At 72.2% G+C, this 13489-nt stretch carries 12 protein-coding genes; 5 read left to right on the forward strand and 7 right to left on the reverse strand.

What is annotated here, in order from left to right; translation table 11 throughout:
- Positions 1–351: 351 nt before the first annotated feature.
- Positions 352–2853 carry a sugar phosphate nucleotidyltransferase gene (locus ACLQ2R_RS35225; RefSeq protein ID WP_425965744.1) on the reverse strand — a complete coding sequence of 834 codons (2502 nt, stop codon included), beginning with the start codon at positions 2851–2853 and terminating at the stop codon, positions 352–354.
- Positions 2854–2856: 3 nt separating this feature from the next.
- Entirely contained in the window at positions 2857–3453 is a 597-nt protein-coding gene (locus tag ACLQ2R_RS35230; RefSeq protein WP_425965745.1) for a CDP-alcohol phosphatidyltransferase family protein, read from the reverse strand.
- A gap of 167 nt (positions 3454–3620) precedes the next feature.
- On the opposite strand from ACLQ2R_RS35230, the gene ACLQ2R_RS35235 reads away from it, so the two are divergent.
- The 3 genes from ACLQ2R_RS35235 (at position 3621) to ACLQ2R_RS35245 (ending at position 6064) form a co-directional block, all read left to right on the forward strand.
- The gene (locus ACLQ2R_RS35235; protein ID WP_425965746.1) at positions 3621–4229 is read left to right on the forward strand and encodes a class I SAM-dependent methyltransferase; all 609 of its coding nucleotides are present in this window, start codon (positions 3621–3623) and stop codon (positions 4227–4229) included.
- 155 nt (positions 4230–4384) lie between these two features.
- Entirely contained in the window at positions 4385–5566 is a 1182-nt protein-coding gene (locus ACLQ2R_RS35240; RefSeq protein WP_425965747.1) for an acyl-CoA dehydrogenase family protein, read from the forward strand.
- A gap of 69 nt (positions 5567–5635) precedes the next feature.
- A complete protein-coding gene (locus tag ACLQ2R_RS35245) occupies positions 5636–6064 on the forward strand; it encodes an SRPBCC family protein (RefSeq protein ID WP_425965748.1) in 429 nt (142 codons plus the stop codon).
- A gap of 155 nt (positions 6065–6219) precedes the next feature.
- Here ACLQ2R_RS35245 and ACLQ2R_RS35250 read toward each other — a convergent pair whose 3' ends face one another.
- From ACLQ2R_RS35250 to ACLQ2R_RS35260, 3 genes are read right to left on the reverse strand one after another with little or no spacing between them, the layout of a single operon-like run.
- Positions 6220–7002, reverse strand: a complete 783-nt coding sequence (locus tag ACLQ2R_RS35250) for an enoyl-CoA hydratase/isomerase family protein (RefSeq protein WP_425965749.1) — start codon at positions 7000–7002, stop codon at positions 6220–6222.
- Positions 6999–7913 carry an alpha/beta hydrolase gene (locus ACLQ2R_RS35255; RefSeq protein ID WP_425965750.1) on the reverse strand — a complete coding sequence of 305 codons (915 nt, stop codon included), beginning with the start codon at positions 7911–7913 and terminating at the stop codon, positions 6999–7001. The genes ACLQ2R_RS35250 and ACLQ2R_RS35255 overlap by 4 nt, the downstream gene beginning before the upstream one ends.
- A gap of 32 nt (positions 7914–7945) precedes the next feature.
- A complete protein-coding gene (locus tag ACLQ2R_RS35260; protein WP_425965751.1) occupies positions 7946–8632 on the reverse strand; it encodes a gamma-glutamyl-gamma-aminobutyrate hydrolase family protein in 687 nt (228 codons plus the stop codon).
- A gap of 488 nt (positions 8633–9120) precedes the next feature.
- On the opposite strand from ACLQ2R_RS35260, the gene ACLQ2R_RS35265 reads away from it, so the two are divergent.
- Entirely contained in the window at positions 9121–10356 is a 1236-nt protein-coding gene (locus ACLQ2R_RS35265; protein ID WP_425965752.1) for a globin domain-containing protein, read from the forward strand.
- Between the two features lie 324 nt (positions 10357–10680).
- Positions 10681–11019 (forward strand): molybdopterin synthase sulfur carrier subunit, encoded by a 339-nt coding sequence (locus ACLQ2R_RS35270; protein ID WP_425965753.1) that lies wholly within the window; start codon positions 10681–10683, stop codon positions 11017–11019.
- Between the two features lie 112 nt (positions 11020–11131).
- On the opposite strand, the gene thyX is transcribed toward ACLQ2R_RS35270, so the two are convergent.
- Both thyX and ACLQ2R_RS35280 read right to left on the reverse strand, forming a co-directional pair.
- A complete protein-coding gene (thyX, locus tag ACLQ2R_RS35275; protein ID WP_425965754.1) occupies positions 11132–11863 on the reverse strand; it encodes an FAD-dependent thymidylate synthase in 732 nt (243 codons plus the stop codon).
- Between the two features lie 151 nt (positions 11864–12014).
- The gene (locus ACLQ2R_RS35280; protein ID WP_425965755.1) at positions 12015–13244 is read right to left on the reverse strand and encodes an amidohydrolase; all 1230 of its coding nucleotides are present in this window, start codon (positions 13242–13244) and stop codon (positions 12015–12017) included.
- Positions 13245–13489: the final 245 nt, after the last annotated feature.

The raw sequence follows: 13489 nt of genomic DNA on the forward strand, positions 1-13489 counted from the left end.
ATGCGCGCGCCTCGCTTCTTCGCTTCTCAAGGGATTTCTCAGACTGCGAATGCCGCAACATACAGTGATGAGAAGCGAAGGTCAAGGCTGACGCTGAACCGCGGGTACGGTCGGTGACAAAGTTACAGCGGGGTACGTCCCCGGTCCATGGTGCCGCGCTGTGTTTGTCGCATTCGCTCGGTCCACAACGCCCGATAAAGTCTTTAATGCACTTCATATCCCTTTTCAGGGTTTCCCGGGGTGTCCCGTCGGCCTCCGGACGGGGCGGGGAGACCGGCTCACCCGGGGACCGGCCTTCCAGGAACCGTCCTTCCGGGGACCGTCCTTCCGGGGACCGTCCTTCCGGGCGTGTCAGCCGCCGGCGGCTTCTTCCACCACCCGCGCCCAGCGTTCGATCATGGCCTGGGCGGAGTCGACGTCGAAGCCCTCGGCCCACAGGTGGGTGACCGCCTCGGTCGGGTCGGGCAGCACCAGGGCCCAGCCGCCGTCCTCGGCGACCACCCGCACCCCGTCGGTGGTGTCGATCAGGTGGTGCTCGGCGGCCTCGATGACCGAGCGCATCACCGCCCCCTTGGCCGCCCACGGGGTCGGCACGGTACGGCGCAGCAGCCTGGCCTCGGGGATCCTGGCGTCGATCTGGCTGAGCGAGAGGCGGGTCCTGGCCACCAGGCCCAGCAGGCGCAGGAACACCGCCAGGCCGTCCACGGTGGGGCCGAACTCCGGCACGATGAAGCCCCCGCGCCCGTCCGCGGCGAAGATCATCTCAGGGCCCCTGGCGGCGGCGGTGAGCGCGTCGATGGCGGTGGCGGTCCACTCGGCCTGGACGCCGTGGAACCTGCAGACCTGCTCGGCCACCCGGGTGGTGGTGACCGGCAGCGCCACCCGGCCGCCGCGCCGCTCGGCCGCGACCAGGTCGAGCACCACCAGCAGGGCACGCTCCTCGCTGATGAGCTGGCCCATCTCGTCCACCAGCGCCACCCGCTCCCCCACCGGGTCGAAGCGCACCCCGAAGGCCGCCCTGGAGGAGCTGACCAGCTCCGACAGGCGCTGCAGGTCGCGCCGTCGCTCGGCCAGGGTCTCGGTGGGCGAGGCGTCGTCCAGGCGGTTGTTGACGGTCAGCACGTCCACCCCGACCCGGCCGAGAAGGCTGGGCAGCACCAGCGAGGAGGTGCCGCCGGCGCAGTCGACCACGACCTTCATGTCGGCGTCGCGGACCCCGCTGATGTCCACCAGGCGCAGCAGCTCGTGGGTGTAGTCCTCCACCGACCTGGCCGGGAAGCTCAGCTCGGCGATCTCGCCGGGGAAGGCGCGGCGGAACTCCTGGCGGGAGAAGACCCGGTCCAGCTTGCGCTGGGCCGGTGGGGACAGGTCCGCGCCGTTCTCGTCCATGAAGATGATGTCGACGCTCTGCGGGTCGCCGGGGGTGGTGCGCAGCGCGATGCCGCCGACCGCCTTCTCCCTGGCGGTGTGGAAGCGGGCCACCGGCAGCGGGGAGGCCTCCAGGTCGAGCACGTTGATCGCGCTGGCGTTCAGGGCGCTGATCACCGCCCGCTTCAGCGCCCGCGCGGCGCGGGAGGAGTCGCGCGAGGTGATGACCGAGGCGCCCTTCTTCAGCGTGGTGGCGTAGGCGCTGGCCAGCCGTACGCACAGCTCGGGGGTGATCTCCACGTTGACCAGCCCGGAGACCCCGCGCGGGCCGAACAGGTTGCGCTGGGCGCGCGGCTCCCAGATGACGCTGTTGTTGATCACCGCCCCGGCCTCGATGGTCTTGAACGGGTAGATCTTGACGCCGGAGGAGATGTACGCCTCGGCCTCGATGATGCACTCGTCGCCGACGACGGCGCCCTCCTCGACCCGGGCCCCGGTCATCAGGTCGGTGTTCTTGCCGATCACACAGCCGCGCAGGTGGGCGCTGGGCCCGACGTAGACGTTGTCGTGGACGACCGCGCGGTGCAGGAAGGCCCCCTCCCGCACCACCGCGTTGCTGCCCAGCACGGTGTACTCGCGCAGCTCCGCCCCGGCCTCGACCTTGGCGTAGTCGCCGATGTAGAGCGGGCCCTTCAGGACGGCGTCGGCGTCCACCGAGGCGCCCTCGGCGACCCAGACGCCGGGCGAGACCTCGAAGGCGTCGATGTCCACCCGGACCCGCCCCGACAGGACGTCGGCCTGGGCCTTGAGGTAGCTCTCGTGGGTGCCGACGTCCTCCCAGTAGCCGTCGGCCACGTAGCCGTAGAGCGGGGCCCCGCGCTCCAGCAGGCGGGGGAAGACGTCGCCCGACCAGTCCACCGGCTCCCCGGCCGCGATCTCGTCGAGGACCTCGGGCTCCATCACGTAGATGCCGGTGTTGGCGGTGTCGGAGAAGACCTGGCCCCAGGTGGGCTTCTCCAGGAAGCGCTCCACCCGGCCCCGGTCGTCGACGATGACGATGCCGAACTCCAGGGGGTTGGGGACGCGCTTGAGCCCGATCGTGACCATCGCGCCGTTCTCGCGGTGGAAGCGGATCATGTCGGTCAGGTCGATGTCGGTGAGCGCGTCGCCGGAGATGACCAGGAAGCGGTCGTCGCGGAGCCGGTCGGCGGCGTTCTTGACGCTTCCGGCGGTGCCCAGGGGGACGTCCTCGGTGGCGTAGTACAGGCTCATGCCGAGTTCGTCGCCGTCACCGAAGTAGTTGCGGACCAGGGCGGCCAGGAACTGCACGGTGACCACGGTCTCGGTGAAGCCGTGCCGCTTCAGCAGGCGCAGCACGTGCTCCATGATCGGCCGGTTGATCACGGGCAACAGGGGTTTCGGCTGGTTGGCGGTCATCGGCCGGAGCCGTGTCCCCTCCCCGCCCGCCATGACGACGGCCTTCACAGATCACCTCTTAAGGCGTTTGGCCTCGCGTGCCAGCTGACGCACCTGTACCCAATACAGCACGCCCGACCACCAGTACAGGCCGGTGCCCCAGATGGCCAGCGACCAGCCGACGATCCCGGCGAACGTGGCGTACCACAGGTCGTGGTAGGCGAGGAAGAGCAGGGGAAAGGCGTAGAGCAGGTTGGCGGTCGCGGCCTTGCCGAGGAAGTGCACGGGCAACGCCGGGCCGTACCCGAGACGGCGCAGGACGAGCGGGATGCCGAGCAGCATCACGTCACGCAGCGGGATGGCCAGGGCCAGCCACCAGGGAATGATCTCGCGCATGGCGAGGCCGAACAGGGTGGCCAGGATGTAGAGCCGGTCGGCCAGCGGGTCGAGCAGCCGCCCGAGCCTGCTGGTCTGGTTCCAGGCGCGGGCGATCTTGCCGTCCAGCCAGTCGGAGAAGCCCGCCAGCATCAGCAGCGCGACCGCCCAGCCGTCGGCCTTCGGGCCGAGCACCAGCCAGAGGAAGACGGGCACGCCCAGGAGCCTGGCCAGGCTCAACGCGTTGGGAACCGTCCAGATACGATCTTCGGCTCCCGATGCCTCCGGATTCACCGGCAGTCTCCCTCCCCGCGCCTGATCCCCGACCCTACCCGTGCCGGGACCGCGTGGCCGTACGGCCCGCCCGGGGCGGGGCGGGACGGGGCCGATGGCCGCGGCATGACCGAAATAACCGGTAATGACGCGTCGCTTGTCCCGCCGCACCCCTTAGCCTTCACAGCATGACCAATGACACCGCGCTCTTCCTGAGGCAGTGGATCCGCTCGCCGGGAACCGTCGGGGCGGTGGCACCGAGCTCGCGGCGGCTCGCCGAGACGGTGACCTCGTCCGTCCCGCACCGGGGCGACCCTGTGATCGTCGAGCTCGGCCCCGGCACGGGGGCGTTCACCGCGGAGATCCAGCGCCGCCTGGGGGGGCGTGGACACCACCTGGCCGTCGAGATCAATCCCAGCATGGCCGAGTTCCTCGCCTCCAGGAACCCGGGCGTGGACGTCGTGGTCGACGACGCGGCGCGGTTGCCGCAGCTGCTGCGGGAGCGCGGCCTGCCCGAGGCCGACGTGATCGTGAGCGGGCTGCCCTGGGCGGCGTTCTCCGAGGAGACGCAGGCCCGGCTGCTGGACGCGGTCACCGGGGCCATGGGGCCGAACACGGCCTTCACCACCTTCGCCTACAGCTTCGCCAAGCGCCTGCCCCCGGCGCGGCGCTTCCGCAGGCGGCTGTCGGACACGTTCGAGGAGGTCGTCCTGGGGCGGACGGTGTGGGGGAACGTGCCGCCCGCCTTCGTCTACCACGCGCGCAGGCCCCGCCAGGCGTCCGGCGCACCGGCCTGACGTCGCGCTCCCGCCGCCGGTGATCGTGACGACGCGGGTGACCTCTCCGCGGGAGAGCCCGCCGGTGGGGACCCTGTCGCGGGGAGGTCTTCGCGCTGGAGACGAACCGAACTTCGTTCTATCATTGCGGCCGCAACGAGAACGGAGCTGATCACGTGGACTTCACCCTTCCGGAGAGCGCCCTCGCCGTCCAGCGCGGCGTGGGCGACATCTGCGCCCGCTACGACCTGGACTACTGGCAGCGCTGCGAGAGCGAGAAGCGCTGGCCGGAGGAGGTCTGGCGGGACCTGGCGGAGGGCGGCTGGCTCGGCCTGGCCGTTCCCGAGGAGTACGGGGGCGGCGGCCAGGGCCTGCTGGAGCTGGCCGTGGCCACCGAGACCCTCTCGGCCTCCGGCTCGGCCGGAGGCTCGGCCTTCACCTACGTGCTCACCCCCGGGTTCGGCGCGCTGACCCTGGCCAGGCACGGCAGCGCGTGGCAGCGCGACGAGCTGCTGCCCCCCATGGCCGCCGGCGAGCTGGAGACCTGCTTCGCGCTGACCGAGCCGGACGCCGGGTCCAACGCCCTGGGCATCTCCACCTTCGCCCGCCGCGACGGCGGCGAGTTCGTCGTCTCCGGCCAGAAGATCTGGATCACCGGCGTGCAGCGCGCCACCTGGATGCTCCTGGTCACCCGGACCGTCCCGGCCGCGGAGGCCAGGCCCCGCAGCGACGGCATGACCGTCCTGCTGGTGAACGTCCCCGAGGCCGTCGCCGCCGGGCGGCTGTCCTTCCGGCCGATCCCGAAGATGGGGGCGAACACCACCCCCTCCAACATGGTCTTCGTCGACGAGCTGCGGGTGCCGGAGCGGAACGTGGTGGGCGAGGTCGACCAGGGCGCCCGGGTGCTGTGGGACATCCTCAACCCCGAGCGCATCCTGCTCGCCGCCTCCGGGCTCGGCGGCGCCGAGGTGGCGCTGCGGGTGGCCGTGAGGTACGCCAAGGAGCGCGAGGTCTTCGGCCGCCCGATCGGCGCCAACCAGGCCATCGCCTTCCCCCTCGCCCAGGTCAAGGCGAAGATCGAACTGGCCAGGCTGATGCTCTACAAGGCCGCCTGGCTGTTCGACCGGGGGCTGCCGTGCGGCACCGAGGCCAACATCGCCAAGCTGACCGCCTCCCAGGCGGCCTGGGAGGCGGCCGACCACGCCTTCCAGACGCACGGCGGGATGGCCTACTCGCTGGAGTACCCGGTGGCCCGGCTGCTGGCCGACGCCCGCATCGGCCGGGTCGCCCCGGTCACCGAGGAGCTGCTGCTCAACCACCTGGCCACCCAGGTGCTCGGGCTCCCCCGCAGTTTCTGACCGGTTGCCGTGCGCGGCAGGGGGAATGACCACCGTCGGCAGGTCCGGGCGAGCACGAGGGAGTGGCCGATGTCCACGTACGCCAGCACGGTGGTCGACGCCTCCGCCGACGAGGTGTGGGGGTATATGAGGGACTTCGGCAACCTGGCCGAGTGGCTGCCCGGGATCGACCTGTGCGTGATCGAGGAGGGCGGCGGCTCCCGCCCGGGCACGGTGCGCAGGCTGGAGGGCCTCGGCGGCGTCTACAGGGAACGCCTGCTCACCCTCGACGACGACTCGCGCTCGGCGACGTACGAGATCCTCGAGTCCCCGCTGCCGGTGCGCGACTACCGCGCGGTCTACCGGGTGTCGCCGGTCACCGACAGCGGCCGGGCGTTCGTGGAGTGGTCGGCCACCTTCGCCGCCGACGACGTGGCGAAGCTGGACAAGGTCGTCGTCAGGGGCGTCTTCGAGCCCGGCCTGGCCGCCCTGCACGGAAGGTTCCGGCCCGGCGCGTGAACGTGGACCCGGACGTGGCCCCAGGGCGTGCGCACGGCACCTGAGCCGCGCGCACGACGTCCGGACGGCGGCTTCTCCCACCGTCGTGTCGTCGTCGCGGCCTGAGCCGCGCGCACGACGTCCGGACCCGCGTACGGACCCGCGCGTGAACCCGCTCAGCCGAAGGACGGCGGGCGCTTCTCGCGCAGGGCGCGCACCCCCTCGGCGACGTCCGGGCCGGTGAACCCGAGGAACTCCATCGCCAGCGAGGCGTCGAAGGAGGGACCGGCCAGGCGGAGCCAGTTGTTGAGGGAGTACTTGGTCAGCCGGATCGCCTCGGCCGAGCCCTCGGCCAGCCGCACCGCGATCTCCAGGGCCCGCTCGTGGACGAGGTCGTCGTCGACGCAGAGGCTGACCAGTCCCATCGCCTCGGCCTGCTCGCCGGTCACCGGCTCGCAGAGCAGCAGGTGGTACTTGGCCTTGGCCAGGCCGCACAGCAGCGGCCAGACGATGGCGGCGTGGTCACCGGCCGCGACCCCCAGCCGGGTGTGGCCGTCGATGATCCGCGCGGTGCGGCCCGCGACGGAGATGTCGGCCAGCAGGGCCACGGCGAGCCCGGCGCCCACCGCCGGGCCCTGGATGGCCGACACGACGGGCTTGGAGCAGTTGATCACGTTGTAGACGATGTCGCGGGCCTCGGTGAAGACGCGCATGCGGACGGCGTGGTCGCGCGTCATCTCCTCGATCATCGACAGGTCGCCGCCCGCGGAGAACGCCTCGCCCTCGCCGCGGACGAGCACCGCGCGCACCTCGTCGTCGCGGTCGGCCTCGCGCCAGATCTCGGCCAGCTCGCGGTGGCCGGTCATGTCCACCGCGTTGAGCCTGCGCGGCTCGCTGATCACGATCCTGAGCACGCCGGGGGCGGCCCAGTCGGTCCTGAGCTTCTCGTACTCCCTCACCGGAACGCCTCCCTCAGGCGGGCCGCGGCGTACTCGCGCGCCTCGACGGCCTGGTCGAAGAAGCCCGGCAGGCCGAAGAACCCGTGGATGGCCCCCTCGTACCTGCGGGCCTCGACCGGCACCCCGGCCTTGGCGAGCTGGGCGGCGTAGGCCTCGCCCTCGTCGCAGAGCGGGTCGCACTCGGCCGTGATCACCGTCGCCGGGGCCAGCCCCGCCTTGTCGGCCAGGCGGACCGGGGCCAGCCGCGGATCGGCCGGGTCCCCGCCGTAGCAGGAGACGAACCAGGCCATCTCATCGGCGCCGAGCCCGAAGCCGGTGGCGTAGGCGCGGTAGCTCGGCGTGTCCATCGCCACGTCGGCCACCGGGTAGACGAGCACCTGGTGGACCAGGCGGAGCCCGGCGTCCCTGGCCCGCCAGGCGGCCACGGCCGCGAGGTTGCCCCCGGCGCTGTCGCCGCAGACCGCGACGCGTCCGGGGTCGGCCCCGTAGGCCTCGGGGCGGGCGAAGACGTCTGCGACGACGCTCCAGGCGTCGTCGGCCGCCGCCGGGAAGGGGTGGTCGGGGGCGAGCCGGTAGTCGACCGAGATCACGACCGCGCCGGTACGCGCCGCGAGGTCGCGGCCCAGCGCGTCGTTGCGCTCGACGCTCCCGAAGACCCAGCCCCCGCCGTGCAGGTAGACGAGCGCGGGAAGGGGACGGTCGCCCTCCTCGGGCCGGTAGACGCGGACCGGGACGCCGTCGGCCAGGTCGTCCCTGACCAGCGGGAGGGGGACGATCGGGCCGCGCTGCTCGGCGAAGGCGTCCAGCGTCCGGAGCTGCGCGATCGCCTCGGGGGTGAGCGTCGAGAGCGGGACCCCGAGGTCGGTCCGGAAGAGTTTCAGGTAGGCCTCGGCCTGCGGGTGCAAGGGCATGAACGCACCATACCCGCCGGGCTCCGGAACGATCAGGGGCGGACGGCCCCCAGCAGCGCCTCGACGAGCCGGTTGTCGCCGGTGCGCTCGGGGTGCCACTGCACGCCCAGGCCGAAGCGGTGCCCCTGCAGCTCGACGCCCTCGACGACCTGGTCGTCGGCCCAGGCCACGGCGAGCAGCCCGCCGCCCAGCCGCCTGATCGCCTGACGGTGCGGGGCGGTCACCTCGGCCCGGTCGCCCAGCACCCGGCCGAGCCCGCTGGAGGCGCCGATCCTGACGAGGTGGGGCCCCGGGGCGGCGTGCCGGTCGTGGCCGACCACGTCGGGCAGCCACGGGATCAGGTCCCCGCCCTGGGCGACGTTCAGCACGTGCATGCCCCGGCCCGTCGCGAGCAGCGGCAGGCCGGCCCGGACGGCGGCGCGGGCCAGCGCCAGCTCGAAGCGGTCGCGGTGCGGCTGGGGGGCGCCGGCCCGGTCCTCGGGGGCGGCCCCGTACAGGGTCGGGTCCAGCTCGCCGCCGTCGGCCAGGATCACCCCGGACAGGCCCCGGACGTAGGCGTCGGCGCCGCCCGGGCCGAGCGGGGGCAGCAGCACCGGCGCGCCGCCCGCCTTCTCCACGGCCCTCGCGTACGACGCCGGCGACAGGACCGCCTCCTTGACCCAGTCGCTCCAGCGGGCGGCCTCGAGGTAGGCGGTGATACCGATCAGGGGTGGGGACATGCGTTCTCCCAGGGCCGTACGCGATACGGCACCCCCGGTTTCGGACAGTACCGATCCCATCTCCAGCAGACCCCTATCATGACGCACCCTATTTCGGTCATGTCACACATCTGAGGTATCAGTGTCGTCTCGCCGGGAGACCTCAATCGTCACCCCGGGGCGAGTTCACGGGCCCGGCCACCGGGAACGCGGAAACGACTTTCCCTCCCACCACCCGTAAAGACACGAATAAATTTGAACGTGATTCTTTTTCGGCTTTAACGGCGAACCGGATTCGGTAATGACACAAAATAACATCACCATTACCGAGAGTTAGATTTCCCACCATATTGATGAGAAACGGTTGTGACGGTCTCATGGTGATGGAAGACTCAAATATCGAGTGACCAGGTGCGCCGGGGCCGCCTGTCACTCGTCACCCGGAACCGTCAGGGAGGTGGATCTGCATGATCGGGCCATGGTCCGGTCAATTAGGGTGGGTTCGTTAAATGTCGTTGAATCCGCGTCTTGTCAAGGAAAGTTTCGCCCTTATCGAACCCGTCGCGGACAAGGCCGCGGCGTACTTCTACGGGCGCCTGTTCGTCGAGAACCCGCAGCTGCGGGCGATGTTCCCGCCCGCGATGGACGTCCAGCGCGACCGCCTGTTCGGCGCGCTGACCAGGATCGTGTGGAGCGTGGACAGCCCGGACGGCATGTCCGCGTTCCTCGGCCAGCTCGGCCGCGACCACCGCAAGTACGGGGTGGTCGCCGAGCACTACACCGCCATCGGAAAGGCGCTGCTCGCCACGGTCCGGCGCTTCGCCGCCGAGATCTGGGACGCCGAGATGGAGGCGGCCTGGGTGTCCGCGTACACCGCCGCCGCCAACCTCATGATCGACGCCGCCCAGGCGGACGCCGGGGTGTCGCCCGCCTGGTGGCCCGCCGAGGTGATCGACCACGAGCGCCGCACGCCGGACATCGCGGTGATCACCCTGCGGCTCACCCAGGAGATGCCCTACCTTCCCGGCCAGTACGTCACGGTGCAGACCCCGCGCTGGCCGCGCGTGTGGCGCATGTTCTCCGTCGCGAACGCGCCACGGCCGGACAACACCGTCCGCCTGCACGTCCGCGCGATCTCCGGGGGCTGGGTCTCCACCGCCCTGGTCCAGCACACCCGGATCGGGGACACCCTGACGCTGGGCCCCCCGATCGGCACCATGGTGCCCGTCGACTCCGGGCGCGACCTGCTCTGCGTGGCCGGCGGCACCGGACTGGCACCCATCAAGGCGATCGTGGAGCACGTGATCGCCTCCGGCCGCCGCCCCAACATCCACCTGCTCCACGGCGCCCGCACCGGCCGGGAGCTCTACGACCTGCCCGACCTGAGGCGGATGGCGGAGACCTTCCCCTGGCTGCGGGTGCTGCCGGTGGTCTCCGACGAGCCCGGGTACGACGGCATGCGCGGCCGGGTGACCGAGGCGATGGAGCGCTTCCACTCCTGGTCCGACCACGAGGCCTACGTCTGCGGCCCGGACGCCATGGTCGCCGAGACGGTCCGCGGGCTGGTGCGGGGCGGGATGCCCGCGGCGAACATCCACAGGGACACCGCGCACGGGGAGATCCCGGGCGGCTGCCCGCACGACACGTCCCGCGCGGTCCCGGACGCCGGCCCGGCACGGGGGGCTCCGGGCGTCCGCCCGCACGATGCGTCCCGGACGGTCCCGGACGTGGACCCGGCACGGTGAGTCCCGGACGCCGGCCCGGCGATGCGTCCCGGACGGTCCCGGACGCCGGTCCGGGTCGGCGAGTCCTGGGCAATAAAGGGCAAATCCCCCGGATTGATCGGTCAGATCACGCAGAGCCCGGCGGGACGCGGCACGGCATGGCAGCATGAGGCCCGATCCGAAAGGAGATGGCCATGCGCCAGGGCTCCCCTCCCAGCCCGTGTTCCCCTCTCGACCACCGTCCGCACGGGTCCGCCCGCGACCGGCCCGGCCCGCACGACCGTCGCGGTTCGCGGCCGCCCGCACCCTCGACGCCCCTCGCGTCCGTCCCGGCGCGCTGAGCCGATGGCCAGGCCCGTCACGCTCGTGACCTTCCTCCTCCCCGCCCCGCTCCGGCACTGGGCGGGCGAGACCCCCGGCGCCTCCGAGATCCGCGTCTTCGCCGTCGCCGACCGGGAGGACGGCCACCCGACCCTGGGCTCCGCCCTGGACACCCTCCGCCGCGTCCACCCGGCCCTCGAACAGCGCCTGCGTGACGACTACGGAGGCATCCGCCGCCACATCGCCCTGTTCGTCTGCGGTGAGAACGCCCGCCACCTCGGCGGCCTCGACTGCGCGCTGCCCCCGGGCGCCGAGATCTTCGTCCTGCCCGCCCTGTCCCGCCGCCAGGAGACCACCGGCTGACCCACCCTGACCCGGCTCCCCCACCCGGCCCGGTGCCCCCCGGGAGGCCGTCGGCCGGCCCGGCGGTGCTCCCGGGACGGCCCCCGGGCGGGCGTGTCAGGTCAGAGCGCCGTCACGGGGCGACGCGGCCCGCGGCCACGAAGGCCGCGTGCGTGAGGGGCATCAGCCCCGCCCAGGCGGCCTCCATCTTCTCGGCCACCATCTCGATCTCGCGCTGCGGGAACGAGGGCACCCTGGCCTGCTCGTTCTTGGTGCGCAGCGAGAGGAAGTGCATGAGCGAGCGGGCGTTGCAGGTCGCGTACATGGAGGAGAACAGGCCGACGGGCAGCACGGCCCTGGCCACCTCGCGGGCGATCCCCGCCTCCAGCATCTCCTGGTAGGCGGCATAGGAGGCCCGGTACGACGACTCCATCACCTCGGTGACGATCTTGTGCTGCTCGGCGCTGCCGTCCGCGAAGACGTACTGCCCGGGCTTTCCCTCCTGGACCAGCTTCCGCTCCGGACCAGGAACGTAGAAAAACGGACGAAGCTCACGATATCTCCCGCTCTCCTCGTTGTAGGACCAGCCGGCCCTGTGGCGGTGGAACTCACGGAAGACGAAGATCGGCGCCGAGACGAGGAAGGTCATCGAGTTGTGCTCGAAGGGGCTGCCGTGCCGGTCGCGCATCAGGAAGTTGATCAGGCCCTTCGAGCGCGCCGGGTCCTTGCCGACCTCCTCCAGCGACTGCTCCCCCGCGGTCGAGACCCGCGCGGCCCAGAGCACGTCGGAGTCGGAGGCGCTGTGCTTGACCAGCTCCACGGTCACGTCGTCGAGAAAACGTGCCGCCGCCTCATCGCCCGCCACTTGGGTCCCCTCGTCACATCGTCGGTCGCGCCACATCCTAGGGCTTCAACCTCGGGGAATCAGAAACCCCGGGGATCGTCGGGCCACGGCCCCGCAAGGTCCCCGGCTTCCTGAGGGCCCACGGGATCGGCAGGTTCCCGGCGGGGAACCCTCACAGCCGGTAGAGGCGGCGGGCGTTGCCGGAGCCGATCATCTGGGCGACCCGGGCGGCGTCGGCCGTGCTCCACTCGCCGTCGGCCAGCCGCGCGGCCAGCGCCCCGGCCAGGCCGCGCCGGTAGTGCAGGGCGCCGAGGTGGCAGGTCTCGGCCACGCCGTGGCCGCCGGAGCCGAACACCTGCCGGTGGAACGGCACCGACTCCAGCAGCTCCGCCATCACGGCGGCCGATCCTGTGACGCCGCGGGCCGGGGCGGCTCCCACGTCGATGTAGACGTGCGGCAGGGTGCTCGCCAGGTGGGCCGCCCCGCGGTGGAACGGGTGGCAGCGCAGCAGGACGACGGGAACGCCCATCGGCTGTACGGCCGCGACGAAGTCGGTGGCGGGGCCGGAGTGCCCGGCGAGGAACTGCAGCGGCCGCCCGTACTCCCTGGCGACGTCCGCGGCCGTCCAGAGCAGGTGACGCAGCAGCACCTGGTCGGTGAGGCCCTCCCCGGGACGGGCCAGCCGCCGCGCCGCCGCCGCGATGACCGCTCCCCTGCTCGGCCTGGTCACGTCGGGACGGAGTCCCCGGTGGGCGGTGACCGACTTGAGGGCGACGGCGCGGGCGGCCCGCGCGGCGAGGTTCTGGGGGAGGGCGGAGACGTAGCCGACCGCGGAGACCGCGCTCCCGGCGACCTCCTCCTCGGCCCGCTCGACGATCGCCACCTGGACGGCGTTCGCCCCGCCCGCGTGCCCCATCTCCACCGGCGGCAGCACCTCACAGGCACCACGACCACCGGAACCACCGGGTCCGCCGGAGCCTTTGGCGTCACCGGTGTGGCCGGTGCCGTCGGTGTGGCCGGTGTGGCCGGTGTGGCCGGTGTCTTCGGTGTCTTCGGTGTCGTCGAACAGGAAGGTGGCGATCCCGGCGGCGCCCAGGAGCCGCCGGTTCACCTCGGCGGCCCCCAGCTCCGCCCGCCGGGCCAGGTAGACGGCCGGCGGCACGTGCGGGGGAAGATCCAGGACGGGCGCGCACCAGCGGCGGACCGCGGCCCCGGCCGGGGTGTCGAAGTGCGTGGTTCCGGGAGGCGCCGGGACGCCCGTCTCGGTGAGCAGCGTCTCGAACCGCGCCCGGTTCAGGTCGTCGCGGCGTACGCCGTGACAGTTCTGGTCGACCAGCGGCGCCAGCAGCGCCTCCCGTACGACGTCGGGCAAATCGACGGGCAGAACGCCGTCCGGCCTCATGCCCGCTCCCCCCGTCCGCGACGTGCCGCCCGATCCGGCCGGACCCGGCGGCACACGCACACGCCTCGCGTTCCCGCCCGGCCCTCGTCTGCGAGAACTCTAGGGGCGGGCCCGGTGAGCGCCGGGCCCGCTGTAGGAGTTCTTTACCCGGCCGGGCGGCGGGGTTTTCATACGACCGGGCGGCGGGGTCCTCACCAGGCCGGGGCCGGGCTCTCACATGAACGAGGACGGGATTCTCACACGGT

Origin of the sequence: Streptosporangium sp. DT93 (assembly GCF_049844535.1) — a bacterium.
GTDB lineage: Bacteria > Actinomycetota > Actinomycetes > Streptosporangiales > Streptosporangiaceae > Streptosporangium.